General features: G+C 61.9%; 24 protein-coding genes and 1 pseudogene. 14 read left to right on the top strand and 11 right to left on the bottom strand.

All coding sequences use genetic code 11. The features are described from left to right. Positions 1-75: 75 nt before the first annotated feature. Complete coding sequence (locus P1M51_RS07905) at positions 76-738, bottom strand: helix-turn-helix domain-containing protein (RefSeq protein WP_276247660.1); 663 nt, start codon at positions 736-738, stop codon at positions 76-78. Positions 739-822: 84 nt separating this feature from the next. On the opposite strand from P1M51_RS07905, the gene P1M51_RS07900 reads away from it, so the two are divergent. From P1M51_RS07900 to P1M51_RS07870, 7 genes are all read left to right on the top strand, one after another. Beyond that, on the top strand, positions 823-1,308 hold the full coding sequence (locus tag P1M51_RS07900) for a hypothetical protein (RefSeq protein ID WP_276247659.1): 486 nt from the start codon (positions 823-825) through the stop codon (positions 1,306-1,308). A gap of 50 nt (positions 1,309-1,358) precedes the next feature. Next, a complete protein-coding gene (locus tag P1M51_RS07895) occupies positions 1,359-2,876 on the top strand; it encodes a PAS domain S-box protein (protein WP_276247658.1) in 1,518 nt (505 codons plus the stop codon). A 46-nt stretch (positions 2,877-2,922) separates the two neighbouring features. Next, complete coding sequence (gene cysS / locus P1M51_RS07890) at positions 2,923-4,368, top strand: cysteine--tRNA ligase (RefSeq protein ID WP_276247657.1); 1,446 nt, start codon at positions 2,923-2,925, stop codon at positions 4,366-4,368. A 135-nt stretch (positions 4,369-4,503) separates the two neighbouring features. Continuing rightward, positions 4,504-5,082, top strand: coding sequence for a DUF6517 family protein (locus P1M51_RS07885; protein ID WP_369685094.1), 579 nt, complete (start codon positions 4,504-4,506; stop codon positions 5,080-5,082). Positions 5,083-5,148: 66 nt separating this feature from the next. Beyond that, a complete protein-coding gene (locus tag P1M51_RS07880; RefSeq protein ID WP_276247656.1) occupies positions 5,149-5,313 on the top strand; it encodes a hypothetical protein in 165 nt (54 codons plus the stop codon). Further along, a complete protein-coding gene (gene corA, locus P1M51_RS07875; RefSeq protein WP_276247655.1) occupies positions 5,310-6,290 on the top strand; it encodes a magnesium/cobalt transporter CorA in 981 nt (326 codons plus the stop codon). The genes P1M51_RS07880 and corA overlap by 4 nt, the downstream gene beginning before the upstream one ends. 41 nt (positions 6,291-6,331) lie before the next feature. Then, positions 6,332-7,429, top strand: a complete 1,098-nt coding sequence (locus P1M51_RS07870) for a homing endonuclease associated repeat-containing protein (RefSeq protein ID WP_276274975.1) — start codon at positions 6,332-6,334, stop codon at positions 7,427-7,429. Between the two features lie 45 nt (positions 7,430-7,474). On the opposite strand, the gene P1M51_RS07865 is transcribed toward P1M51_RS07870, so the two are convergent. Beyond that, the gene (locus P1M51_RS07865; RefSeq protein ID WP_276247653.1) at positions 7,475-7,693 is read right to left on the bottom strand and encodes a hypothetical protein; all 219 of its coding nucleotides are present in this window, start codon (positions 7,691-7,693) and stop codon (positions 7,475-7,477) included. A 152-nt stretch (positions 7,694-7,845) separates the two neighbouring features. On the opposite strand from P1M51_RS07865, the gene P1M51_RS07860 reads away from it, so the two are divergent. Beyond that, complete coding sequence (locus P1M51_RS07860; protein ID WP_276247652.1) at positions 7,846-8,799, top strand: mechanosensitive ion channel family protein; 954 nt, start codon at positions 7,846-7,848, stop codon at positions 8,797-8,799. 34 nt (positions 8,800-8,833) lie between these two features. Beyond that, positions 8,834-9,499 carry an O-methyltransferase gene (locus tag P1M51_RS07855; RefSeq protein WP_276247651.1) on the top strand — a complete coding sequence of 222 codons (666 nt, stop codon included), beginning with the start codon at positions 8,834-8,836 and terminating at the stop codon, positions 9,497-9,499. Here P1M51_RS07855 and P1M51_RS07850 read toward each other — a convergent pair. Beyond that, positions 9,492-10,262, bottom strand: a complete 771-nt coding sequence (locus P1M51_RS07850; RefSeq protein WP_276247650.1) for a hypothetical protein — start codon at positions 10,260-10,262, stop codon at positions 9,492-9,494. The two genes, P1M51_RS07855 and P1M51_RS07850, sit on opposite strands and share 8 nt — an antisense overlap. A gap of 133 nt (positions 10,263-10,395) precedes the next feature. Here P1M51_RS07850 and P1M51_RS07845 point away from each other — a divergent pair, with 133 nt between their 5' ends. After that, on the top strand, positions 10,396-12,048 hold the full coding sequence (locus P1M51_RS07845) for a long-chain fatty acid--CoA ligase (RefSeq protein ID WP_276247649.1): 1,653 nt from the start codon (positions 10,396-10,398) through the stop codon (positions 12,046-12,048). A gap of 306 nt (positions 12,049-12,354) precedes the next feature. Here the strand turns inward: P1M51_RS07845 and gdhB are convergent, their stop codons facing one another. The 3 genes from gdhB to tuf form a co-directional block, all read right to left on the bottom strand. Beyond that, entirely contained in the window at positions 12,355-13,653 is a 1,299-nt protein-coding gene (gene gdhB, locus P1M51_RS07840; protein ID WP_276247648.1) for a glutamate dehydrogenase GdhB, read from the bottom strand. A 263-nt stretch (positions 13,654-13,916) separates the two neighbouring features. After that, the gene (yciH, locus tag P1M51_RS07835; RefSeq protein ID WP_369685093.1) at positions 13,917-14,216 is read right to left on the bottom strand and encodes a stress response translation initiation inhibitor YciH; all 300 of its coding nucleotides are present in this window, start codon (positions 14,214-14,216) and stop codon (positions 13,917-13,919) included. Between the two features lie 126 nt (positions 14,217-14,342). After that, a complete protein-coding gene (tuf, locus tag P1M51_RS07830) occupies positions 14,343-15,608 on the bottom strand; it encodes a translation elongation factor EF-1 subunit alpha (RefSeq protein ID WP_276247647.1) in 1,266 nt (421 codons plus the stop codon). A 123-nt stretch (positions 15,609-15,731) separates the two neighbouring features. Here tuf and P1M51_RS07825 point away from each other — a divergent pair, with 123 nt between their 5' ends. Beyond that, complete coding sequence (locus P1M51_RS07825; RefSeq protein WP_276247646.1) at positions 15,732-16,181, top strand: luciferase family protein; 450 nt, start codon at positions 15,732-15,734, stop codon at positions 16,179-16,181. Positions 16,182-16,223: 42 nt separating this feature from the next. Here P1M51_RS07825 and P1M51_RS07820 read toward each other — a convergent pair whose 3' ends face one another. Then, the gene (locus P1M51_RS07820) at positions 16,224-16,553 is read right to left on the bottom strand and encodes a hypothetical protein (RefSeq protein ID WP_276247645.1); all 330 of its coding nucleotides are present in this window, start codon (positions 16,551-16,553) and stop codon (positions 16,224-16,226) included. A 226-nt stretch (positions 16,554-16,779) separates the two neighbouring features. Next, positions 16,780-17,417 (bottom strand): annotated as a pseudogene (locus P1M51_RS07815) (SDR family NAD(P)-dependent oxidoreductase); the annotation flags it as partial. A gap of 130 nt (positions 17,418-17,547) precedes the next feature. Between P1M51_RS07815 and P1M51_RS07810 the strand changes: the two are divergent. The 3 genes from P1M51_RS07810 (at position 17,548) to P1M51_RS07800 (ending at position 19,795) form a co-directional block, all read left to right on the top strand. Beyond that, positions 17,548-18,693, top strand: a complete 1,146-nt coding sequence (locus P1M51_RS07810; RefSeq protein WP_276247644.1) for an acyl-CoA dehydrogenase family protein — start codon at positions 17,548-17,550, stop codon at positions 18,691-18,693. A gap of 30 nt (positions 18,694-18,723) precedes the next feature. After that, positions 18,724-19,524, top strand: a complete 801-nt coding sequence (locus P1M51_RS07805) for an N-acyl homoserine lactonase family protein (protein WP_276247643.1) — start codon at positions 18,724-18,726, stop codon at positions 19,522-19,524. Positions 19,525-19,597: 73 nt separating this feature from the next. After that, positions 19,598-19,795: a hypothetical protein gene (locus P1M51_RS07800; protein WP_276247642.1), complete on the top strand. Its 198-nt coding sequence runs from the start codon at positions 19,598-19,600 to the stop codon at positions 19,793-19,795. On the opposite strand, the gene P1M51_RS07795 is transcribed toward P1M51_RS07800, so the two are convergent. The 3 genes from P1M51_RS07795 to P1M51_RS07785 all read right to left on the bottom strand — a co-directional run bounded on the left by P1M51_RS07795 (position 19,792) and on the right by P1M51_RS07785 (position 24,718). Continuing rightward, the gene (locus P1M51_RS07795) at positions 19,792-22,284 is read right to left on the bottom strand and encodes an RND family transporter (RefSeq protein WP_276247641.1); all 2,493 of its coding nucleotides are present in this window, start codon (positions 22,282-22,284) and stop codon (positions 19,792-19,794) included. The genes P1M51_RS07800 and P1M51_RS07795 overlap by 4 nt on opposite strands. Further along, positions 22,284-23,870: a COG1361 S-layer family protein gene (locus P1M51_RS07790; protein WP_276247640.1), complete on the bottom strand. Its 1,587-nt coding sequence runs from the start codon at positions 23,868-23,870 to the stop codon at positions 22,284-22,286. The genes P1M51_RS07795 and P1M51_RS07790 overlap by 1 nt, the downstream gene beginning before the upstream one ends. A 113-nt stretch (positions 23,871-23,983) precedes the next feature. Then, positions 23,984-24,718, bottom strand: a complete 735-nt coding sequence (locus P1M51_RS07785; RefSeq protein ID WP_276247639.1) for a DICT sensory domain-containing protein — start codon at positions 24,716-24,718, stop codon at positions 23,984-23,986. Positions 24,719-24,803: the final 85 nt, after the last annotated feature.

The raw sequence follows: 24,803 nt of genomic DNA, 5'->3' as shown, positions 1-24,803 counted from the left end.
ACTAGCATAGTCCGTGAGTAACGATTTTACCCTACATATGAAGGGGTTTTATGTGAACCGTCCGGAAAATCGACGTCAATCCGACCGCCCGTGGGCGATTGGGGGATTTCCGACGGCCACCTGGCTTGGCGACCGATGGAGGGCTTCGGCGAGCAGTTTCTTCTCCGCTTTGCGCAGGTGTTCTAAGAGCGTCGTATGGGTGATATCGAGCTGTGTGGCGAGAGTTTCGGCGTCGATCTTCCGTGGCCAGTCGAAGTATCCCTGTTCGAGCGCGGTTCTGACTACTTCCTCCTGTCTCGGCGACAGCGACCCGGTGGTGTCGCCGACGGGCGTCAACCGCCGGAGCCTCACGGTGCCGATTTCGCGGAGGTCGGCGACGATTGCCTTCAGGTCCTCTCTGCGGAACACGATGACGTCGAACACTCGTTCGTTCCCGTTGACGCGGTCTAACCCCTGGAGCATTCCGTGATTCTTACGAATGATGGGGAGTGCGCCACAGGACTGTTTGGTGACGAGCAGGCCAGAGGTGCCGACGCGCTCTACGGAATTCACCATCTCGTCTGCGCGGAGTCGTGATTCGAACCGGTCGCTTCGCTCGCCCGCCTCGATGAGGAACGTGATGTTCTCGTCGTCTAACACCTCCTCCTGCGTCACCGTGAACGCCTCGTCACCCTCACTCGTTATCTTGCTCAGGACGCAGTCACACTGCAAGTCCAGATAGAGCGTTGCCCGAAGCATGTGCTGTGGTCACACGCCGCTGCATATGAGTGTTTGCACTGGTGTCACCGAACCACTTTTTTCGCACGACGGTGAGAGAGCGGTATGTCGTCACTCGCAGCGGAGACGCGAACCGCCGTCCGCGACCATCCCTTTCTTCGCGCTGCGCTCGCCGCAGGCGTGGTGAACTACACCGCCGCCGCACGGTTTCTCGACATCGGCGACACGGAAGCCGTGACGGCGGCGTTACGTCGTTTCGCGGCGGACCTCCCCGACTTCGATACGGCGGACGGACGGCCACGCGTCTCGATGCAGAGCGGCCTCGGTGAGGGACCTGCCGCGGAGGCGTTGGTCACGATTGGAGACAAACACTTCGCCCCTGGCAACGGACGTTTGACCGCCATCAGCGCCGCTGGAGACTTCGACGTGACAGCACTCGCGCACACCCTCTCCCGTCTCGCTGCCGCAGACATCGAACCACTCGCCTGTGCGGGGACGGCCGAGTTCCACGTGTTCGTCGTCGAACGGCGAGACGCCCCCACCGCGCTGCGTGTCGTCGAAGCGTCACTTTCATCCACTCCGAACATGTAAAATTAATAAAGGTAATATTCATCAGTAATAACGGACGACTGAGAGGTAGAATGGGCGATACGATAACGAGCGCAACACAGTTTCAGGCGCTCATCGAGGGTTCTTCCGACATCATCACCATTCTCGATACAGACGGAACCATCGTCTATCAGAGCCCGTCGGTCACGCGTATTCTCGGCTACGAACCCGGCGACATCCTCGAGGACAACGCGTTCGACTACGTCCACCCCGCCGACAGAGACGAGATGCTCCAGGAGTTCTTCCGGGCGATGGAGAACCCCGGGTACATTCCGACCATCGAACACCGATTTAGACACGCAGACGGCTCGTACATGACGCTCGAATCGCGGGGTCGAAACTGGTTCGACGACCCGCACATCGAGGGGTTCATCGTCAATACTCGGGACGTGTCGACGCGGGTCGAACGCGAGGAGACGCTGTCTGCGCTCAGAGAAGCGAGCAACCAACTGGTCACGACCCACTCCAGTCACGACGTCGCAGCGGCGATGGTCGCTGTCGCGGAGGACGTCCTCGGCGAGTCGCTCTCTGCGGTCTGGATGAAAGCCGACGACCGCGACGTGATGCGTCTCACGGCGCAGACTGACTCGCTCGCCGAACTCAGCCTCTACGACGAAATCCGTCCGAACAGGGGGCTGGTCTGGCCGGTGTATCGGGCGGGTCGAACCTACGTCTTCGACGACATCCACAGCCAGGACCTCGTCATCCCCGAGACGCCGATTCACAGCGCAATCATGGTCCCCCTCGGCGACCACGGGGTCTTCGGCATCGGCGCACGCGAGTGTGATGCCTTTACCAACAACGACGCTGACTTCGTCGAGATTCTTGCCGGTAGCGCGACGGCCGCCCTCGATCGCCTCGAACATGAGGAGGAACTCGAACTCCAGAACCGGCGGCTCGACTTTCTCAACCACATCCTTCGCCACGACGTGTTGAATAGCATGTTCGTCATCCAGTCGCGGGCGGAGATGCTGGACGAACACACCGACGACGCCGGCGAACGGTATCTGGAGACCATTGACGCGTGGTGTGACGACATCGTCTCGATGACCAAGCAGATGCGGCTCATCGTCGAGACGATGAGCAACTCCGCGGGGAAGGCGGTCGAACCGGTCACCCTCTCAGAAATCCTCTCGGCTTCGACGGCGAAGCTCGGTGACGCCCACGAACGCCTCACGCTCACGACGAGCATCCCCGGAGGCGTCGTCGTCCGGGCGAACGACGTGCTCTCGCAAGTGTTCGACAACCTGCTCGGCAACGCGGTGACCCACAACTCCTCGGCTGCCCCCGCCATCGACGTTTCATGTGTAGTGTACGCGGACGAAGTCGTCGTCGCCATCGCGGACAACGGCGGGGGCGTCCCCGACGACCGCAAGGAATCCATCTTCCAGCGCGATGTGAAGGGGCTCGAAAGCGAAGGTTCGGGGCTCGGACTCTACTTCGTCGATACCGTCGTCCGAAGTTTCGGCGGCGACGTGTGGATTGAGGACAACGACATTGGCGGGGCGACGTTTTTCGTCTCGCTCGTGCCAATCGACCCGACGGCCTGACCGTCCACCGACGGATTCAAACGGGTTTGCTCAGTATCAATTCGTAATGACGCTACACGTGACGAACACGCTCACTGGTGAGCGCGAGGCGTTCACGCCACAGAACCCCGATTCCGTTCTTCTCTATTACTGTGGCTTGACCGTCTCCGACTTCGCACACCTCGGCCACGCCCGTTCGTGGGTTCACGTCGACGTGATGCACCGGTGGCTTTCACACCTCGGGTACGACGTCCACCATGTCGAGAACTTCACTGACGTAAACGAGAAAATCGTCGCGCGAATCGGTGACGACGACCTCGGTGACGACGAGGCGGCGGTTGCCCGCCACTTCATCCAGCAGACGCTCGCCGACATGCGCTCGCTCAATCTGAAACGCGCGGAGATTTATCCCCGCGTCTCAGAGCACATCCCCGAAATCGTCGCCCTCATCGAGAAACTCGCGGAGAAGGGCTACGCCTACGAGTCGAACGGTTCGGTCTACTTCGACGTGACGAAGTTCCCGGATTACGGCAAACTCTCGAATCAGTCGATAGAGGAATTAGAATCGCAGGGCGACCCGGACGAACGCTCGGACAAGCGCAACCCGGCCGACTTCGCGCTCTGGAAGGCGGGTGAGGCCCATCCTGACGACGCGCCAGCGGGCGGCGACGTCTGGGAGTCGCCGTGGGGCGAGGGGCGACCCGGCTGGCACATCGAGTGCTCTGCGATGTCGATGACCCACCTCGGGGAGACCATCGACATCCACGTCGGGGGCCAGGACCTCGTCTTCCCGCATCACGAAAACGAAGTCGCCCAGAGCGAGGCGGCGACGGGCAAACCGTTCGCCCGCTACTGGCTCCACGTCCGTCTGCTCGAAACGGAGGGCGAGAAGATGTCCACGAGTCTCGGGAACTTCTCTACGGCCAAGGACCTCGTCGAGGAGTTCGGGGCCGACGTCGTTCGCATGTTCCTCATGTCCGCGGCGTACAACCGCAAACAGTTGTTCAACGACGCGACCTTCGACGAGGCGAAGAAACGCTGGGAGACGCTCTCGCGGGGCTACGAACGCGCCGTCGAAGCCTGCGACAGTGTGGACGCCTCCGGCAAGGCCGAGGACGCGGACCTCCGTACGGCAGTCGCGGAGACCCGCGAATCGTTCACCGACGCGATGAACGACGACTTCAACACCCGCGAGGCACTCGCCGCGCTGCTCGAACTCGTCTCCGCGGTCAACCGCCACACCGACGAGGCCGAAACCTACGACTATCGGGGACTCACCGAGGCGGTCGACCTGTTCGAGGAGTTGGGCGGCGACGTCCTCGGCTTCACGTTCGGCGGGGAACCCGAGAGCGACGTTTCGCTCGCCGGTGACGTGGTGGACCTCGTGCTCCGAGTGCGCGAACAGGAGCGCGAGGCGGGCAACTACGAGCGAGCGGACGAACTCCGCGACGAACTCGAAGCCCTCGGCGTGACCATCGAAGATTCAGACGACGGTCCGACCTACCGCTTCTAGGGTTTCTGATTGGTCGGCCACGGGACTTATATGTCAGAAGGGGGTAGACGCCCACAACGTATGATACGTAGACGTAGAGCACTTGCCATGCTGTCCATGGGGGCAGTTGGTGCGCTCAGTGGTTGTATTGGATTTTTGACAGGGTCGGAAGCACTCGAGTTTTCTGCCGAGACGGCGACCGTCTCCGAGGCATCACTGGAGGAGTCAGGCTACGAGAAGGCTCCGGACGCGTCGGGTGAACAGGAAATCGAGCGAACGTTCTCGGTTGCGGGCCAGGAGCGAGAGGTCATCGTGACCAACCACATCCAGGAGTACAAACGCAGCGTGAGTCTCCCGGTGCTCGGCGAACAGGAACTCGCGCGATTCATCGTCCTCTCGACGCCGCAGGTTGACATCGCTGGCAAGACGTTCAATCCGGTCGGCGAGTGGACCGCCCGTGAGTTCGTCATGCAACTCCAGTCGGCCTACGACGGCCTGAACGACGTACAGGAGGAGGGCGAACGCTCCGTCCAGATGCTCGGCCAGTCGCGAACCGTGACGAAGTTCAGCGCCAAAGCCGAGGTGCAAGGCGGCGAGAGCGTGGACGTATTCATCCACGTCACCGAACCCGTCGCAGACGGCGAGGACTTCGTCATCGGCCTCGCCGTCTACCCACAACAAATCGACGGCGAACAGGAGCGCGTCGACCAGTTGATTTCGGGCATCCAGCACTGAACCGGGCTGGCACCGCGGCTGTCCTGCGCGGTAACCCTTTTCCTGTGGGCCTGTGTCACGGAGTATATGAACACCGTACTGGGGGCTGGGTTCGCGATTACCGCTCTCAGCCTCGTTGGGTACGCCATCGGGGTCCTCGCCCCCTATCCCGGGCGCGAACTCTCACTCACGGGCGTGATGGTCGGCATCACCCTGCTTTCGATTAGCTGGATAGACGGGGTGAACACATGACCGTCGAAGCCATCGTCTTCGCAGACAGCGAAATCACCCACCACGACGACATCGAGGAAGCGAAAGCCGCACACGGCACGACGTGGGTGCGGGCAACGGAGGCAGACGAACAGGAGATGCTGTCGGTGACAGCGGCCTTCGAGATACATCCCCTGACCGTCGAGGACCTCATCAACGACGTGCGCCCGAAGACCGAGGAGTTTCGCAAATACACCTTCGTCCTCGTGAAGACGGCTCGACTCCGGAAAGGAGAGACGACGTTCAGCGAGGAGATTCGGGACATTCCAGTCGGCGTCTACATGGGCGACGACTGGGTGGTGACGCTCTCGACGGGGAAAATCAAGGCCATCGACAACACGTGGGAGGCCGTCCTCCGCGAGGACGAACGCCTCCTCCAGCAGGGCCCGGACTTCACCGCCTACCGCGTCATCGACGGCATCGTGGACGGCTACTTCGACGTGCTCGACCAACTCGAAGACCAGATCGAGGCTATCGAAGACGAGGTGACGTCCTCTACGAACATCGACACGCTCGAAGCCATCAACGCGGTTCGCCGCGACCTGCTCTCGTTTCGAAAGCTCGCCTGGCCCTCTCGGGAGGCCATTGGTCTGCTCGCCCGGGGCGACCCAAAGCAGATTCAACAACCGACGGAGAAGTACTACCGCGACGTGTACGACCACATCGTTCAGGTGGTCGACCTCATCGAGACCTACCGCGACCTCGCGAGCGGCGCGCGCGACATCTATCTCAACGTCCTGTCACAATCGACCAACGACGTGATGAAGACGCTCACCGTCGTCGCCACCATCGTCCTGCCACTCACGCTCGTGACGGGACTGTACGGGATGAACATCACCGGGAGCGACCTCAACATGCCCGAACTCGCGTGGCCCTACGCCTATCCCGCCGTCCTGTTCGGGATGTTCCTCATGACGCTCCTCCTCGTCGTCTACTTCCGCGAGCGGTCGTTCCTGTAGTGTGGGAAAGATTAACACTGTAAGACTTCCAATACGTTCGGATGGGGCGAGAGCGAGTGGACCCGGGGAGTGAAACCGACCTCGACCGCCTGCGACAGCGAGCAGAGCGCCATGCAGCGACGGCGACTGCGTCACTCTCACGTGGCGAGTTCGCCACCGCCCGCGACGAATTCACGGCGGCGCTCCGTCACTACCGACGGGCAAAACGCCTCGCAGAACGCGCCGAGGGCACCGCGGCAGGAGAATTCGACGCGCGAATCGCCGCCCTTTCTCAACGCCACGAAACGCTCGAAACGGCCTGCGCCACGGAGATGGGTGCGTACGTCGAAGCCGGACGCAAGCACGTCGCCCGGGCGGACGAGCGTCGGACCGAGGGTGCGCCGCTTGCCGCCGGTGAGGAACTGAAACGGGCGAAACACTGGTTTCTCGACGCTCGGGCGGTCGTCGAGGATGGGCACCTCGCAGATGCGCTCGCGACGCTGGTCGGGCAATTGGACCACGAACGCGCCGTACTCGCGCTCGACGCGATGCGAAGACGGCTCAGACACGGCATCGAGAACGCGGCGACGCTCGTCGAAGCGGCGGACCACCAGTTCTCGCGGAGCAACTACCGCGAGGCACTGCGGACCTACCGTGAAGCAGAGACGACGCTCGACCGCGTTCGGATGGGAATCGAAGACGCAGAAGAACCGACGGCCGTGACCCGGGCTGCAACCTGTGTGGCCTGTCAGTCGCCCGGGTCGAAGGCGCTCGCGAAAACTGGGTTCGAGGACATCGTGCTGTGTGCGGGGTGTCTCGCAGACCACCAGTCGCAACTCGACCTCATCCGGGCAGACCTCACCCCGATGGAGCGACACGTCACGGCGATGCGGACTCGCCTCACCAGCAACGAACACGGCGTCCATGTCGAGTCGGCGTTCGACCGGTCGATAACAGTCGGGGCGACGGACTGGCAGGTCGAGGAGCCGAAACTCCTCGCCGCCCTCACTGGGCTCGCTGACCGCCTCGGGCGCGTGCCGGCTGAAGCGGATGTGACCGCACGCGGAACGTTCGCGCTCTACCAGTACCATCGGACGTTCGGCTCGTTCGAAAATGCGCTCGTCGCGGCCGGGATGAAAATCGACGCCGGGGAGAAGTGAGCTGTCGCTCGTGAACGTCGAGTATCAATCAAAAATCTGGACTATTTACTTGAACAGCGGGTCGACCAGGTGGTCTCCAGTCTGTCCCCAGTTTGCCGTCGCACGAGCGAGGTGGAACGTCATGACTGCGAACAAAGCGACGAGGGCGAGCGCGAACGCCGCAAGCCCTGTAACCGTCGCAAACTGCATTCCCGCGAATTCCCCGATGACCGCGAGGGCCACGCCGAGGAGCGACACCGTGGAGAGTGTTTCGAGTGCTTCCATTGTCTGTGCTGGATGCCAAATACGCGGCCAGTGATAAACCTATCGCAGAATTGATAATTATGGTAGTGGTTGTCTAGGGTCGTCGTCTCATGGAAAATCGTGCGTGACACGGGTGGACAATGATTTTACTGTCGGGGTGACACTGTCTGAGCGTGAAACGTCCGCTCGTACTCGCGTCGTTCCTGTTGACGGGGCTCTTTTCGTTCCTCGCGGCGTTCGTAAACAGTTTGCCGGCAGACGAGTTCGTCCTGAGCGGCTTCCAGGTGACCGTCGTCGTCGCAAAGACGCTTTCTGCGCTGGCCATCGCCTTTCTCGCCTACGGCCTCTACCTGTTCACGAGTCGGTTCGTCGTCGCCCGCTTCGCAGACCGCAGACGGCAACACGACATTCGCAACGTGGTGCGACTCGCGTTCATCCTGTTCGCGCTCGTCTCCGCGTTTGCCATCATCACCGAGCAGTGGGTCGGTCTGCTCGTCTCGCTCGGCGTGGTCGGGTTCGCCATCACGTTCGCCCTCCAGCAACCGCTGTTTTCCTTCATCGGCTGGTTCTACATCATGGTCAAACGACCCTATCAGGTGGGCGACCGGGTGGAAATCGAGGGGTCGAAAGGCGACGTGGTCGCGGTGGACTTCTTCATCACAACGCTCTGGGAGATAAACGGCGAACTCGTCTCCTCGAACCAACCCTCTGGGCGAATCATCACCCTGCCTAACAGCGTGGTGCTGTCCTCGCACGTCCACAACTACTCGTGGGAAGGGTTTCCCCACGTCTGGAACGAACTCTCGGTGCAGGTCGCCTTCGAGACGGACATGGACTTCGCGGAATCGCTGCTCACCGAGGTCGCAGACGACTACCTTGGCGACGAGATGGCAGAACACATCGCGAACTACCGACGGAAACTCGCGGAAACGCCGGTCGAACTCGAAGTCAGGGACCGCCCAACGGTCAACATCCGCCAGCAGGAATCGTGGGTGGACCTCCGCCTGCGCTACCTCACCCATCCTCGCCAGGGCCAGCGGGTGAAAAACGAACTCTACAAGCGCATCCTCGTCGCGTTCAACGAACACCCAGAGCGCATCAAGTTCCCGGTCGGACGGAACCGCTAGAAGCGTTTTCACGCTGGAGGGTGAACTTCTGTCCATGACGGAACTCGTCCCCGATGAGACGGCCCGCTTCGTCCGCGCGCTCGGCCCCGAACCCGACGACATCCTCGTCGAGATGGACACCTACGGCGAGGAAATCGGCTTTCCGACCGTCGGCCCCGAAGTCGGCGGCTGGCTTCAGGTGCTCGCCACCATGGTGGGCGCAGAACGCGTCTTCGAGTTCGGGTCGGGATTCGGGTACTCGGCGTACTGGTTCGCCCGCGCGCTACCCGAGACGGGCGAACTCGTCCTCACCGAAATCGACGAGGGCGAACTCGACCGGGCCCGGGAGTACTTCGACCGCCGCGGCTTCGCCACTCGCGCTCGATTCGAGCACGGCGACGCCATCGACATCGTAGACGACTACGACGGCCCGTTCGACGTGGTGCTCATCGATAACGAAAAAGACCGGTACGCAGAGGCGTTCGCGGCGGTTCGAGACAAGGTCGCACCCGGCGGCGTGGTCGTCGCGGACAACGCGATGACCTCGGGCGTCCAGGACTTCGACAAACTGCTCGCGTGGGCGGAAGGCGGCGACCCAGAGATGAACGCAGAGACGAAGGGAATCGCGGACTACCTCGAAACGGTTCGAACGGACCCGGCGTTCGAGACGGCGGTGATGCCGGTCGGTGAGGGCATCGCCGTGAGCTATCGAACTATCTGACCGAGCGCATGAGCGCGAAGATTTCCTCGCGGTAGGCGTCTGGTTCCAGTCCGAGGTCGATGTCCACGGTGACGCTCACACCCGAGGAGAGTTCTTCGGTCAGAGATTCAGCGTAGTTTTCGGCTGGAGCCGCGCCACCCGCGACGAGCGTCGAATCGCCGTGGTGCCAGATTGCGAGCCAACCGGTAATCGCGATGTCGCCGCCCGAGATAGCGACCGATTTCTCCGTCGTCACGTCGAAGGTGAACCCCTCGAACGGGAAGCGTGCGGTGTACTCGACGAGTTCGCCAGTTTCACCGGTGTCGGGGGTGAACGTCGTGGCTTCGCCCTCCGAGATATCGGTGAGGCCGGCGTCCTCGAGGCGCGTTTCGAAGTCGGCTTTCGCGTTCTGTTTCACCTGCTCCATGACTTCCTTTCGCCCGACAGCAGCCGGGAGGTCGTCCAGGTCAGGGGAGAAGTCGACGCGACCGGCGAAGAACACCGCCATCTGGGCGTCGACGGTGTCGAGCGTTCGCTCTGCCAACGTGTCTGCGAGTGCCCGGTCCTCGAAAGTGAGCGTGTGCGCGGCCGCAGAAACCGTCGCCCCGCTGTAGCGTTCGGTGAACAGATTGCCATCGCGTTCGTCAATGAGTTCCCACCCGCCCGCTTCGAGTTTGTCCTTTGATACTTCCGGGGCGGGGACCGACGCGAGGACGGACCCACACCCTGCGAGGGACGCGAGTCCGACACCTGCTGTAATTCCGAGAAACATTCTCCTGTCCATACAAATCACATATGTCGCAGGTCTTGATATTCTTAGTGGTGGGACTATGTGTTAGAATATTAATGTCTTGCGCCGCGATGGCACTGGTGTCGTGGTAACAAGAATCATAAGGAGGCGGCACTGTTGATGACGTATGCCAGGCGGAACAGACATGACCCTTCGACCGTTCCTGTGGCGCGCAGAAAAGATGTATCCCGACCGGGAAATAGTCTCCCGGACGAATCGCGGTATCGAGCGCTACACGTACACTGAGTTCGCCGGGCGGACCGCGCAACTTGCTCATGCGATGGAAGCGGCGGGCATCGAGCAAGGAGACCGCGTCGCCACCTTCTGTTGGAATCACCACCGGCACTTCGAGACGTACTTCGGGATTCCGACCGTCGGTGCCCAACTCCACACCATCAACCCACTGCTCCCCGACGAACACATCCAGTACATCGTCGAGAACGCAGACGACCAGTTGATTTTCGTCGACGCCTCCCTGCTCCCGAAGCTCGAAGGTGCAGCGACGGGCGCGAGTGAGTTCGACGGCGTCTCTCAGTTCATCGTCATGGACTCGGAAGTCCCGGACACGAATCTGGACAACGTCGTCGACTACGAGTCGTTCATCGAGGGCCACGACACGGAGTACGACTGGCCGGTTCTCTCAGAAGACCAGCCAGCGGGCATGTGTTACACCTCGGGGACGACGGGCAAGCCAAAGGGCGTCGAGTACACACAGAAGATGCTCTGGGCGCACACGCTGATGTCGCTCACGCCGCAGGGCCTCGGCATGGACGACTCGGACGTGTTGATGCCCGTCGTCCCGATGTTCCACGTCAACGCGTGGGGGCTTCCCTTCTCGACGACGGCCGCGGGCGCGAAACACGTCTATCCCGGCCCATCGCCAAGCCCGGAAGACCTCGCGAAACTCATCGAAGCAGAGGGCGTCACCATCACCGCCGGCGTGCCGACGGTGTGGCTCGGCCTGATGGACTACCTCAAAGAGAACGACGCAGACATTTCGTCGCTCGACCAGGTCATCATCGGTGGCTCTGCGGCCCCCGAAGCGATGATTCGCTACTTCGAAGACCAAGGCATCGAGGTGCTCCACGCGTGGGGGATGACCGAGATGTCGCCGATTGGCTCGGTCGCCCACATGAAAGCCGGACTCGAAGACGCAGACGACGAGACGTACATGGCAAAGCGCAAGACGCAGGGCCTGATGGTCCCCGGCATCGAGTTCAGAGTCGTCGGCGACGACGGCGACGAGGTGCCGTGGAACGGCGAAGACTTCGGCGAACTCTGGGTTCGTGGCCCGACCGTGACCCAGGAGTACTTCAAGCGGCCCGACGCCAACGAGGAGGACTTCGAGGACGGCTATCTGAAGACGGGCGACGTGGTCACTATCGACGAAGACGGCTACATGAAGATCGTCGACCGCGCGAAGGACGTCATCAAGAGCGGTGGCGAGTGGATTTCCTCGGTCGAACTGGAAAACACGCTGATGGCCAACGATGACGTTGCAGAGGCCACCGTCATTGGCGTTCCCCACGAGCGCTGGCAGGAACGCCCGGTTGCGTTCGTCGTCCCAGCGAAGGGCGTTGACAAGGAGTCGCTGAAAGCCGACTTGCTCGCGCTCATCGAGGACGAGTATCCGAAGTGGTGGGTCCCAGACGACGTCATGTTCATCGACGAGGTTCCGAAGACGGCGACCGGGAAGTTCGACAAGAAGGTGCTGCGCGACGAGTACGCAGACTCGTCCGTGTTCGACGGCTCGACGCCCGAGGACGCCGCCCCGGAGTAGGGATTCCCACCGCTTTTCAGATATTTTCTAGCCGCAATCATTATATACGAGTATGTAGACTGTTAACGAGTAGCATACGTACTATGTCGTTGAAAATCGTCATCGAACGTCGGGAGAACCTCCCCGTCGACGCAACCGTCTGCGATTACGACCAGCTGTCAGAGGCGGAACAGCGTGTCTTGCCGCGGTTGCTCGAGGGGGAAGCGCGGGGAACAGATTTGGCGCCGAAGCTCATCGGCGACCTCGAAGAACGAGAATTCGTAAAATTCACCGCGTTCTATCGGATTCGAGTCGTGGAACCCGGCGTTACGGCCACACACCGCGTGCCTGATGCGCCTCAGCAATCCGCTTGAGTCCAACGATGTAGGCAGCGTCGCGCCACGACACGTCGCGCGAATCGAACTCTTCTCGCACACTTTCCCACGCCGTGTTCATCTCCGTCTCTAGCTCCTCATTTACGCGGTCTAACGACCAGCGACGGCGGTTGATGTCCTGGAGCCACTCGAAGTAGGAGACGGTGACACCGCCCGCGTTCGCGAGGATGTCGGGGATGACCTGGATACCCTTCGTTTCGAAAATCCGGTCGGCACCGGTCGTGGTTGGGCCGTTTGCCCCCTCGATGACGAGGTCGGCTTTCACCCTGTCTGCGTTCTCCTCGGTGAGGACGTTACCGATGGCGGCGGGGATGAGCACGTCCACGTTGAGTTCGAGCAGTTCGTGATTCTCGAGTTTCTGTGGCGTGTCGTACTTCATGACCGCTTCCGGTTCTTCCTCGTGGGTCGGCACGTCGTGGGTGTCGAGGCCGTCGGGGTCGTAGATTGCGCCGTTGACGTCGCTCACCGCGACCACGTTCGCACCCCACGAGTCGAGGAGGCGCGCCGCGTTCGCGCCAACAGACCCGAAGCCTTGCACGGCGACCGTCGTGTCGGAGAGGGGCATGTCGTAGTAGTCACACGCGAGGCGCGTGATGATGGCGACGGAGCGACCGGGAGCCTCCTCACGACCGTAGGACCCGCCGATGACCGGCGGCTTGCCGGTGACGACGCCGGGCGTCGTTTCGCCTTCCTGCATGGAGTAGGCGTCCATGATCCACGCCATCGTCTGGGCGTCCGTACCCATGTCCGGGGCAGGGATGTCCTGCATCGGGCCGATTGAGTCGCGCAGTTCCTGGGTGAACCGCCGGGTCAGGCGCTCCTTTTCGTCGTCGGAGAGTTCCTTCGGGTTCACGACGACGCCACCTTTGGCACCGCCAAACGGGAGGTCCATCACGGCGCACTTCCAGGTCATCCACATCGACAGGCCGATACACTCGTCTTCGGTGACGTGCGGGTGGAAGCGGAGCCCACCTTTGTACGGGCCGCGAACGGCGTCGTGCTGGGAGCGGTAGCCAGTGAATACCTCGAGGCTGCCGTCGTCGCGCTCCAGGGGAACGGCCACGCGGTGGACGCGGGCTGGATGGTTCAACCGCTCGACGATGTTCTCGTCGATGTCGAGGTGTGCTGCCGCTTGCTTGAGCTGGCGTCGTGCGGTGGCGAGCGCCGTTTCTGGTTCTTGGTCTGTCACTTCGTCAGTCTCCTCTTGGTCTTTGGGTAGTGTCGTGGACATGACTCGTACTACGCTGGGAGGCGCATCTTGCCCGGCGTGGGGGACCCACGGGCAACTGCCGAAGAAGGTGGCGGTCGCCCCGGGGTTTCACACCATTGATTACCCCCTTACGAGCGCCAGTACATAATATTAATGACCTTATGTTATATTAACACGCGCTAGGCCCATTGGTTGCCACACCGCAGGCGCGTCCGCTCCTCCAATGGGGGACTGTCACACGAAAAAATCGACGCGTTCCGGCGCGTCCGCTCACGACCCCCTGTTCACTTGAGGACGGTGAAGCCCTCGTTTTCTAACAGGGAGGGGAGGCGGTCGCGGTGGTCGCCCTGGAGTTCGATGGTGCCGTCCTCGACCGTGCCGCCCGTTCCGAGTTTCTTCTTGAGCGTCGAGGCGAGTTCTTTCAGGTTTATCGCCGAATCGAAGCCCTCGATGATGGTGACGGGCTTGCCGTAGCGTCTGCTCTCCGTGCGAATGCGGAGTTGCTGTTCACTTCGAGCGAGGTCTTCGCCGAGCCCGAAGTCGTCTGGCAGGTTGAGTATCGAACTGAAGTCGTCCTTTCCCACGGGAGAGGTATGGTGTTCGACGCCTATACCTTTTGCTAGCAAATACCGGGGTCCCTTCGGCAGTCGGTGCTCGAACCGCACGCTACCCTCTCGCTGTCGTGGTGATTCGCCGCAAAAACGAAAGACTCAGCGCTCGTTGACTTTGAGCACTTTGCCGGCCGCGATGGTCTGGCCCATGTCGCGCAGCGCGAACGAGCCGAGTTCGGGAATCTCCGAGGACGGCTCGACGACGAGCGGTTTCTGCGGTCGCATCGTCACGACGGCGGCGTCACCGGCCTTGATGAAGTCCGGGTTCTCCTCTGCGACCTCGCCGCTTGCGGGATCGATTTTCTGGTCGATAGATTCGACTGTGCAGGCGACCTGCGCGGTGTGGGCGTGCAGAACCGGCGTGTATCCGGCGGTAATCACCGACGGGTGTTGCATGACGACGATTTGCGCTTGGAAGGTCTCTGCGACCTTCGGTGGGTCGGAAGACGGCCCGGCCACGTCACCGCGGCGGATGTCGTCCTTCCCAATTCCTCGGACGTTGAACCCGACGTTGTCGCCGGGGCGGGCCTCGGGAACTTCCTCGTGGTGCATCTCGATGGACTTCACTTCACCAGTCGCATCGGAGGGCATGAACGTCACGCTCTCGCCGACTTTGAGGATCCCCGTCTCGACACGGCCGACGGGGACCGTACCGATGCCGGAAATGGTGTACACGTCCTGGATTGGGACGCGAAGCGGAGCGTCGGTGGGCGGTTGCGGTTCTGGGAGCGCGTTCAGCGCCTCCAGAATCGTCGGGCCGTCGTACCACGGCGTGTTGTCGCTTTGCGAGGAGACGTTGTCGCCCTCGAACGCCGAGGTCGGAATGAACGTCGCGTCCTCGGAGCGGAACCGCACCTGCTGTAACAGTTTCTTCACTTCGTCTACGACTTCTCGATAGGTGTCTTCCGAGTAATCGACGACGTCCATCTTGTTGACGGCGATGATGAGTTCTTCAATCCCGAGGGTGCGGGCGAGGAACACGTGCTCGCGGGTCTGGGGCGCGACACCGTCGTCTGCGGCGACGACGAGAATCGCGTTATCGGCCTGCGAGGCGCCGGTAATCATGTTCTTGACGAAGTCGCGGTGGCCCGGCGTGTCCACGATGGTGAAGTAGTACTTGTCCGTGTCGAACCGCTGGTGGGCGATGTCGATGGTGACACCGCGTTCGCGCTCTTCGGCGAGATTGTCCATCACGTAGGCGAATTCGAATCCTGTCTTCCCCTTCGATGCGGCTTCCTCGCGGTACTGTTCGATGACGTGATCTGGGACGCTCCCCGTCTCGTAGAGGAGGCGTCCGACGAGCGTGCTTTTTCCGTGGTCGACGTGGCCGATGACGGCCAGGTTCTGGTGCGGTTTGTCTGCCATGGTAAATCCCCCACGACGTGGGTACCCCACGCGTGTCAGTGTATATTCACCACGATTAATGAAAAACGTATCGCGGCTGCAACCCCACGCGCCGTTAATGCCATAGCGCGCCTCTCTATACTCATGGCAACCTCCAGCCCCCACCTCGATGGGCCGCTCGCGTCCATCCTCGAAACCGTCACCGGGTGGCCCGGTGTCACCGCTGAATCCCACCGCTTTGGCGGCGTCGAATTCCAGCTCGCTGGTCGAGAAATCGGTCACATCCACCGAAACGGCATGACCGACATTCCGTACCCAAAGCGCCTCCGAGACGCCCTCGTCGAAGCACGCCTCACCGGCCCCCACCATCTGTTTCCGGACGCCGGCTGGACGACGTTCTACGTCACTGACGCGGCAGGTGCGGACCGCGCGGTCTGGTTGCTCAGGGCGAACTACCTCTACTACGCGCTCATCTACGCGAACAAGCCCGGCCACGAGGCACTCACGGCACTCGATTTCGAGGCTGAACTCGCGGCGCTCGACCCGCCCGCGCCCGCGGCGGCAATCTACGAGGGCCTCCTGGCACGTCGCTGAGGCAACAAACTAGTACTCTCTTTCGTGCGCGTGAGAACTCTGTCAGCGTTGCTCGCGCTCACTGGCCTGTCGCTCGATGTCTCGAATCGCTCGTTCCTGTTCGCTCCGCGAGATGCCACCCGACTCGGCGTGCCGACCGCTGTACTGCCAGTCGGGAATGGCATCCCACACGTCGTCTTTGTTCGATTCCTTCCCGTCACGTTGGACGCAGAGCGCGGCGACGACGCTGCACACGAACACGACCGCGTAAACGACGTAGAAGGAGAGCGGGTTCGGAACCACGGACCACACGACCCCGCTCAGGGCAAATGCGGCGAAATAGCCGAAGGCCAGCCCGAACAGGATGGCGTTTCGTATGCTACGGCTTGCCATATGACTGGCTTGCTGCTCCATTCAAATGAATCACCCGGTCGTGTCGATTTGTCAACTATTCTGTCTCCATCGGGTCACGAGAGAGTTTCAGCAACGTAGACCGGGGGAGGAAACGAGCGGCGAGGGGAACGCGGCGCTGGCCGCGCGGCACAGCTACCACCTTCCCGTCGAGCATCGCCTGATACCCGAACTCGGCGACCGACGCGGGCGTGGCCAGCGAGTCGAACAGGTTCGTCTCCGCCCATCCCGGATGGACGGCCACGCTTTCGACGTCGATGCCAGCCGCCTCCAGACGGCTGTGCAGTTCGACGGCGAACAGGACGTTCGCGAGTTTGCTCTGTGCGTAGGCGGCGTAGCGGTCGTAAGAGTCCTCGCTCTGAAGGTCGGCAAAGTCGATGTCCCCACTCCAAGCGTACCGACTGGATACTGTCACCACGCGTGCGGTACCGGGCGCGTTCGAGAGCAGGGGCAACAGGAGGCCAGTCAGCGCGAAGTGTCCGAGGTGGTTCACCCCGAACTGGAGTTCGAACCCGTTCGCCGTGGTGCGCCGAGGTGGGTGCATCACGCCCGCGTTGTTGACGAGGATGTCGAGTCTGTCGTGGGCGGTCGTGAGTTTCTCTGCGAACCCGTGAATCGAAGAGAGGTCCGCGAGGTCGAGTTCCAGCAGTTCGAGCGAGGCCTCTGGCTATCCCGCTCGAATTCGGGCGATTGCCTCCTCCCCACGGTCGCGGCTTCGACACGCGAGGACGACGTGCGCACCGCTCGCGGCGCCTCGAAGCCGAGGCCGCTGTTCGCGCCAGTCACCACGACGGTCTTTTCGCCCATCCCGGGCATGTCGTTCCTGTCCCACCCCACGGGAGTCATTTTACGCCTCCTCGAATCTGCGCCACTGGCGTAGCCAGTGCCATATGCTAACTCGGACCGGTGACTGGATGAATGTAACGCCAAACAAGGCCGGGACTGAATATAATAGGATGGCATCCCAAGAGGGCGTATGGATTTACTCGATGCCCGAATTGTCCCCGAGCACGCCCGCGGTGTGAAGGAGGAAGCTCGCGCCTTCGCAGAAGAGTACATCGAACCGAACGCTGCGGAGGCTTTCGAACGCGGCGAGTATCCGTGGGAAATCCTCACGGCTGGCCAAGAGGCGAACCTGGTCGCCCAGGACATTCCCGAGGAGTACGGCGGTCGCGGCCTGTCGCTCCACGAAATGCTCGCCATCGGCGAGGAGTTCTTCAAAGCCGACGCCGGCATCGCACTCACCCTCCAACTGGCGAGTTTCGGCTGCGAACTCGTCTACGAATACGGCAGCGAAGAACAGAAAGAGGAGTTCATCCGTCCCGTCGCCGAAGGCGAGCAAATCTCCGGCCTTGCGGTCTCCGAACCCGACACCGGAAGCGATCTCGCCGGGATGACCACGTCCGCCGAAAAAGACGGTGACGAGTGGGTGCTGAACGGTGAGAAATACTGGGTCGGCAACGCCGTCGAAGGCGACTGGCTCACCCTGTACGCGAAAACCGGCGACGGGGAGGACCGCTACGGCAACTACTCGCTGTTTATCGTGCCAACCGACGCACCCGGCTACGAGGCAGAGCACATCCCCGAGAAGATGGGCATGCGGGCCTCGAAGCAGGGCCACATCGTTCTCGACGACTGCCGCATCCCCGAGGACCACCTCGTGGGCTTCGAGGGCGCTGGCTTCTACATGCTTGCCGAGTTCTTCAACCACGGCCGCATCATCGTCGGCGGCCACGGCCTCGGCCTCGCCGCCGCCGCCATCGAGGAGGCGTGGGACTTCGTCCACGACCGTCGCGCGTTCGGCCGCGACATCAGCGAGTTCCAGGCCGTCCAGCACGACCTCGCGAACATGCGAATGGAGTTCGAGGCGGCCCGCTCGCTCAACTGGCGCGCCGCTGACAAGGTCGCGGAGGGAGAGCGCCCCGGCCTCTGGGCGGCGATGGCCAAGACGAAATCGACCGAGACCGCAGTCGAGGTCGCAGAACGCGCCATGCAACTACACGGCGGCCGCTCGGTGCTCTCAGAGCGTCGCATCGCCCGCGTCTACCGAGACGTGCGGATTCCGGTCATCTACGAGGGGGCGAACGCCGTCCAGCGAAACCTCATCTACCGTCAGGGCTGAGTTTTTCCTGTCTGCGCCCTAAGGGGAGCCATGGGAGCACCCTCGCTCACCCTCGTCGACCGCGGCACCATCAGTGCGGACCTCAACTTCGTTTTAGACGGCTACGTCGTGGGAACAGCGGACGAACCGAACCCCGAACTCGCCTACGACGACTTCGCGGTCTGGAATCTCGTCATCGACCACCCCGAAGCCACGATTCTCTGGGACACTGGCCCCCACCACGACGCCGCAGCGGGCTACTGGCCGCCGCCGCTCTATCAGGCGTTCAAACCCGACGACCCGGCGAACCACCGACTCGACGACGACTTGGACGCCGCCGGTTACGGTATCGAAGACATCGACGCCGTCGTGATGAGCCACCTCCACCTGGACCACGCAGGCGGCCTCCACCACTTCGCTGGAAGCGAGACGCCAATCTACGTCCACCGCGACGAGATTCCCTTCGCCTACTTCAGCGCGAAGACCCAGGAGGGCTCGGTGGCCTACCTCGCGAGCGACTTCGACCACGATCTGAACTGGAAAATCGTCCGAGGCCACCGCCACACCCTGTTCGACGGCGTCGAACTCCACCATCTGCCCGGCCACACGCCCGGCCTGCTCGGGGCGCTCGTCCACACAGCCGACGAGTCAGTCATCGTCGCGGGCGACGAGGTGTATCTCCGGGAGAACTACGAGCAGGCCTGGCCAATGGCGACGAGTCTTCTCTGGAGCAATCAGGCGTGGCAGGAGAGTCTCTACCGGGTGCGCGAACTCGAACGCCAGCACGACGCCACGGTCCTGTTCGGCCACGACCTCTCGCAATTCCACGACTTGCAGAAACGCTGGAGATAGGTGGGACAAAGTTCATTACCAACTCTCCCGACAGTACTGGTAACTGTCGGAATTTCCAAACGAGCAAACGACGATGAAAACCCAGTATTATCGATTGCTGGTCGGGTCGGTTGCCCTCGGTATCGCCCTCTACGCCTCGTGGCTACTCCTCCGTGGGCCGTTCATGACTGACCAGTTTCTCAAGCCAATAGAGATGGCGGCGGCAATTTTCGCGTTCGTTCCCTCGACAATCGCCGCGGTGTGGGGTCTCTCCCCGTTGCTCGACACTTAATCGTCTGCCGGCACGCCTTTCGGAGCTGTTGCTTCGGTCGGCATCCCCCGGTTGAAGTAGCGGTCCCAGACGACGAGCGTCGAGGGCAGAATGACCATCGACGCGATGAACGAGTACACGACGGAGAGCGCCGTGAGCGTCCCGAACTGGCCGATGGCCGGGAACACAGAGAGGAACAGCACCCCAATCCCGAAGACGGTGGTGAACATGCTGCCGGTGAGCGCCCCGCCCGTCCCGCGGACCGTCCGTTCGAGTGCGGGCATGGTCGCGCCCTGCTCTTCGAGTTCGTCAACGAAGCGGTGGACGACGTGGACGGAGTAGTCGATACCCAGCCCGATGGTAATCGCGAGGATGGTCGCGGTGAAGGCGTTAAACGAGATGCCGAGATAGCGCATCGTCCCCGCCAACATGGCGACGGTGATGACGATGGGCACGACATTCGCGATGCCGAGGGAGGCCCGGCCTTCTAACAACCAGAAGATGAACATCAGGAAGATGACCGTCCCCCCGAGGGCGACGGCGAGGCTCACGATGGCCGACTGCAAGATGAGGTCGGAGATTGCCTGGAACACGATGGTTCCGCCCGTCGCCGTCGCGGTGTAGCGGAACTGGGTCGCGAGCGCTTCGCCGTCGGCAGCGATTTCTTCCTGTGAGGCGCTCGACTTCACCGAGTAAACGGCCCGCGCGCTCCGGCGGTCCTCACTCAGGTAGCGAAGCGTCTCCGCACGTGACGAGGAGGAGAGCAGGTAGTCGTAAATCTCGTCCACGTTGTCGTCGGGGATGCCGTTGCCGTCGCGGTCGTTGCGGGCGACCAGCGCGGCGAAGTCGGGGTCACTCTGGGCGCGTTGCTGGACGATGGTGACGATGCTCGTCCCCTCCGCCCGTCGGCCATCGCGAATGAAGGCGTCGGGCGGGTCAACCGCCCCACGGTGTATCATTTCGAGGGCGATGTCTCTCTCCATCGCCCCCTCGATGTATATGGTCACAGAACTGTCCTGACTCGCCTCGAAGTTGTCTTCTAAGAAGTTGAGCGTCCCGACGATGGTGTAGTCGCTTGGCTTGAACGGTTCTGGCAGACTCGACAGGTAGACTGGCGTCTCCTCCGGCGGCAGGAACTCTTCCTGTGTGAACGAGGTATCGATGCCGGTGGCGTAGTAGGCAGACCCCAGGCTGAGCAGCACCATGAGGACGAGGAACGCTCGCGGCGCACGCCGCGCGATGAACACCCCACCCGACAGCACTCGGCCGAGACGCGACCCTTCCTGCCCGAGCGGCGTCTGGCTGAACGTCGGAATCGGGTATTTCTTTCGGGCGCGGTCGAGCGACACCTTCGCCGCCGGAAGGAAGATGCCGAACACGAAGAACGTGAAGATGATACCCACGCTCGCCACGATGCCGAAGTCGCGGATGGGGAGCAGCTGGCTCGTCAGGTTCGACATGAAACCGATGACCGTCGTCGTCGTGACGATGAAGAACGCCACCAGCAACTGGTCGGTCGTGAGCAACATCGACTCGTCTATCTCCTTGCCCTCCACGCGTTCCTCACGATAGCGGTTCACCGCGTGAATCCCGAAGTCGATACCTACGGCGAGCAACAGCGGCGGGACGGCGATGAGAATCTGGTTGAATGAGATGCCGGCGAGACCCATGAATCCGAACGTCCAGACGATGGCCATTCCGAGCGAAACCACCCCGAGCAGCAGGTCCGCGAGGTCGCGGTAGGCGAAGATGAGGAAGAAGACGATGAACACGACGGCGGCGGGGATGACGATGATGAGCGAGTCGAAGATGACCGAGGAGAACTCGTCCGAGATGATGCCGCTGCCGAACACGCGGATGTCACCGCCTTGCTGGTCTGCGATGCGCTGCATCTGGAGTTGGATGTTCGTGAGCGGGTCGGCACCGCCGGTCCCCGCTCCCTGACTGAACTCGATAGGCAGGTTGTGCTGGACGACGGCGATGGTCGCGGAGGCGGAGGGCTGGCTCGGATTGAAGTCGTTGCTCAACAGCCCGGTAAAGCCGGGACGCTCCGTCGCGGTTCGCACGGCGGTTCGAATCTCACTGGGCGTCGCGCGTTCTATCGTCCGAATCTGGGCTTCGAGCGTCGTCGCGTTCGGGTTTATCGTCTGAGCGACGATGGCCGCGGCGCTCGACGTCTGGGCGACACGCAGCGACTCGCGCTCGCTCATCTGCTCTTGGGCGCGAAGCATCCGCAACATCCCCTGTTTCGAGACGACGTTCTCGCCCGTTTGGATGAGTTGCGTACTCCCGCCGCCCGTCGAAAACGTCGGTGAGAATTCCGTGTTGATCGATTCGAGTGCTTCCTGGGCCGGAACCTCCTCTGCGAACTGCTCGGTGCCCGCTTCCGTCTCTACGTTACCGAGTCCGACGGCGAATATCGCCGTCATGACGAGGAAGGCAAACACGACCTGTAACGACCGGTCGACGATGAGGTGGTCGGCCCAGTCGAGGAAGCGACTCGTGTCCATTATTGTCTGCGATAGAGGATGTACAATCCGATGAGGGCGACCAGAATTGCGCCCGCGGCGATTGGGATGACCGGGAGGCCGCCGTCTTCGGGCTCTTCCACCTGCACCGCCACCTGGTAGGTGTCAGAGAGGAGCGTGTCGCCCCGTGCGTTGTCGTACTGGAAGTCCATGGAGACAGGGTAGTCCTTTTCGAGGGCAGCACCATCGGCGCTCACGGCGAACTTGATGGTCGCCGACTCGCCGGGGCCGAGCGACTGGATGAACGCTTCGTCATCGCTCGTCGAGAGGGGACTGTCTGCGAACAGTTTCGCGGAGATGTCGGTGAGCGGTTCGTCGCCGTCGTTGGTCACGGTGACTTCGAGCGTCGTCCCACTGCCTGCTTCGACTGTCGCGTTCACCGGTTGGACGGTGAACTCCTTCTGTTTCTCACCGACGGTTACCTGGGTGTCGAGCGGGTCGCTCTGGCGCTTTTCTCCCTCTTCGTTGCGGTACTCGAGGCGGAAGGTGAACTGGCGTGGACCCGCACTCGCCTCTGAGCCGACTTCCACGTCGAAGGCGAAGTCGGCCCCCTGACCGGGTTCGAGCGTGCCGAGAGCCACTTCCGTTTCGACGGGGTTCAGGTTCTGCGTCTGCGTTTCGAGGACGAGCACAGCGTTCTCCGCGACCACGTCACCCGTGTTCGCGACCTTTCCGCTGATGGTGCCCTCAGAATCGACCCGCAGGGTACTCTCTACGTTCCCGATTTCGAACTCCTGTGCCCCACTCGGAACGAACCCAGTCGCGAGCGGACCGGCCTCACGGGCCTGGCCTTCTTCGTTGTCGTAGCCGATGGTCGCCTGTAACGAGTAGGTCCGGCGTTCGGCTTCCTCTGCGACGTTCACCCGGTAGGTAACTTCCTTTGTCTCGCCTGCGGCCCACGACCCGACGTACGATTCTGCGGCCTGCGCACCCGCACCGAGTGTCACGTCGGAATTGGGCGATTGGACGGAAATCGTCGCGTCGCTCGCGGGTGCATTGCCGGTGTTTCGGACCTGCATAGTGACAGTTCCGGAGTCACCGACGGCCACGTCGCTCGACGTGCCGAGGATTTCAAAGCGTGATTCGTCTTCGACCACGAGGGTGACTTCGAGCGTCTCGCTGACGCTGCGCTCTTGCTGGACGAACGGTTCGCGCTCGGAAATCTGACTCGTGTGCGTGTAGGAAACGCGAACCGGTATGGTATACGTCCCCGGTTCGGCGTCTTCATCTACGACGACGGAGAACGGAATCGGTCCGGTCGTCCCTTCAGGAACCGACCCGACCGCGATTTTCCCGGTCTTCACCGAGATTGGGGCGTCACCCTCGCGGACTTCGAGGGTCGTCCCGCGCGCCGTCGTCACCCGCGCTTCGTTCGCCGGGTTGCCGCCGGTGTCGATGTCGCCCGTGTTCAGAATCGAAAGGGAGAGCTCGGTCTCCTCCCCTGGCGTCACGCGATTGTCAGAGAGATATAGTTCGAGGTCGGGAGAACCTCTGACCTGCGCCGCCACGACGCCCGGTGTGACCGCCGCGACCAGAAGTACGAAAATTACTGCGATGGCCCCTCTCATCTCTGCCCCCTGACTGCGCTGGGTGCCGCCAGTGTTTGCATGACGATAATGTAGTATCGCTCACGTATAAGATAGCATGAACGATTATAAACTAAAGTATAGTTTTATTTTATCTATGATAGTTCCACGATGCCGTAGGTTTCGTCGAGGTAGTCGAGTATCCAGTCGACCGTTTTCGGGTCGTAGGTCCAGAACCCGTAGAACTCGCGGGGAGCGCGTTCCTCCGCGAGCAGCGCACACTTGTCGATGTCGTTGCCCGCTCCGTCAAAGATGACGAACCACGTCTTTTCGATTTCCGAAGCCCGTTCGAGGTGAAGGATGAACCCTTCGTGGTCGGGCACGTCCGTGTCGGGAGTCGCGTACGCGTGGACCTCGATGTCCTTCGTGCCCAATTTCTCGTACACGTGAAGTTCACCGCTGAGCGTAGAGAGGTACTGGAATCCCGCGTGGAGTCTCCCCCGCCCGAGACGCCAGGCCCTATCTTCGATTTCACGAGAAGCCTGGACCATCTCTTTGATGCTCCGAGACGTAAACATCGTCTCGTCTAAGTGCTGGAGGATGGGCCGGTAGGCCTCGTCGTTCCACCCCAGGTCGTCGTCGCCGGGGGTAGGGTTCGTGATGGCCTCCAGCGTCGAGAGCGGAAACGCTGTCTCGAACTCGCCGTCACGACTCAACACGGCGAAATCGTACGGTGCGCCGTCTTTCGTGGTCTCCAGTTCGACCCGAACGTTTCTGTCTTTGAGCGCGTCGCGGAGCTGCGGAACGAGCGACTGGTCTGCCTGTGGGTTGAACACCGTCAGCAGTTTCTCGTGTGCTTCCACTCCCGCGATGATTTCTACGAGCGACATGCCCTCCACGGATGTACACGCCGAGGCGATATCTAGCCACCTGTGTCGAGGGAGCGTACACAAGACCTACCCGTGGGGAAGGCTA

It is taken from the genome of Haladaptatus sp. QDMS2 (assembly GCF_029338295.1).
GTDB lineage: Archaea > Halobacteriota > Halobacteria > Halobacteriales > Halococcaceae > QDMS2.
The sequence above is the reverse complement of the archived record's forward strand: the minus strand, read 5'-3'. Positions and strand labels throughout refer to the sequence as shown.

What these genes read in the sequence shown, in the direction of transcription:
- P1M51_RS07870 (WP_276274975.1), top strand. Translation starts at nt 6,332, where the DNA reads ATGGGGCGAGAGCGAGTGGACCCGGGGAGTGAAACCGACCTCGACCGC.
- P1M51_RS07845 (WP_276247649.1), top strand. Translation starts at nt 10,396, where the DNA reads ATGCCAGGCGGAACAGACATGACCCTTCGACCGTTCCTGTGGCGCGCA.
- corA (WP_276247655.1), top strand. Translation starts at nt 5,310, where the DNA reads ATGACCGTCGAAGCCATCGTCTTCGCAGACAGCGAAATCACCCACCAC.
- P1M51_RS07800 (WP_276247642.1), top strand. Translation starts at nt 19,598, where the DNA reads ATGAAAACCCAGTATTATCGATTGCTGGTCGGGTCGGTTGCCCTCGGT.
- P1M51_RS07865 (WP_276247653.1), bottom strand. Translation starts at nt 7,693, where the DNA reads ATGGAAGCACTCGAAACACTCTCCACGGTGTCGCTCCTCGGCGTGGCC.
- P1M51_RS07785 (WP_276247639.1), bottom strand. Translation starts at nt 24,718, where the DNA reads ATGTCGCTCGTAGAAATCATCGCGGGAGTGGAAGCACACGAGAAACTG.
- P1M51_RS07905 (WP_276247660.1), bottom strand. Translation starts at nt 738, where the DNA reads ATGCTTCGGGCAACGCTCTATCTGGACTTGCAGTGTGACTGCGTCCTG.
- P1M51_RS07810 (WP_276247644.1), top strand. Translation starts at nt 17,548, where the DNA reads ATGGATTTACTCGATGCCCGAATTGTCCCCGAGCACGCCCGCGGTGTG.
- cysS (WP_276247657.1), top strand. Translation starts at nt 2,923, where the DNA reads ATGACGCTACACGTGACGAACACGCTCACTGGTGAGCGCGAGGCGTTC.
- P1M51_RS07855 (WP_276247651.1), top strand. Translation starts at nt 8,834, where the DNA reads ATGACGGAACTCGTCCCCGATGAGACGGCCCGCTTCGTCCGCGCGCTC.
- P1M51_RS07825 (WP_276247646.1), top strand. Translation starts at nt 15,732, where the DNA reads ATGGCAACCTCCAGCCCCCACCTCGATGGGCCGCTCGCGTCCATCCTC.
- P1M51_RS07790 (WP_276247640.1), bottom strand. Translation starts at nt 23,870, where the DNA reads ATGAGAGGGGCCATCGCAGTAATTTTCGTACTTCTGGTCGCGGCGGTC.
- P1M51_RS07795 (WP_276247641.1), bottom strand. Translation starts at nt 22,284, where the DNA reads ATGGACACGAGTCGCTTCCTCGACTGGGCCGACCACCTCATCGTCGAC.
- P1M51_RS07895 (WP_276247658.1), top strand. Translation starts at nt 1,359, where the DNA reads ATGGGCGATACGATAACGAGCGCAACACAGTTTCAGGCGCTCATCGAG.
- tuf (WP_276247647.1), bottom strand. Translation starts at nt 15,608, where the DNA reads ATGGCAGACAAACCGCACCAGAACCTGGCCGTCATCGGCCACGTCGAC.
- P1M51_RS07805 (WP_276247643.1), top strand. Translation starts at nt 18,724, where the DNA reads ATGGGAGCACCCTCGCTCACCCTCGTCGACCGCGGCACCATCAGTGCG.
- P1M51_RS07850 (WP_276247650.1), bottom strand. Translation starts at nt 10,262, where the DNA reads ATGGACAGGAGAATGTTTCTCGGAATTACAGCAGGTGTCGGACTCGCG.
- P1M51_RS07900 (WP_276247659.1), top strand. Translation starts at nt 823, where the DNA reads ATGTCGTCACTCGCAGCGGAGACGCGAACCGCCGTCCGCGACCATCCC.
- P1M51_RS07820 (WP_276247645.1), bottom strand. Translation starts at nt 16,553, where the DNA reads ATGGCAAGCCGTAGCATACGAAACGCCATCCTGTTCGGGCTGGCCTTC.
- gdhB (WP_276247648.1), bottom strand. Translation starts at nt 13,653, where the DNA reads ATGTCCACGACACTACCCAAAGACCAAGAGGAGACTGACGAAGTGACA.
- P1M51_RS07880 (WP_276247656.1), top strand. Translation starts at nt 5,149, where the DNA reads ATGAACACCGTACTGGGGGCTGGGTTCGCGATTACCGCTCTCAGCCTC.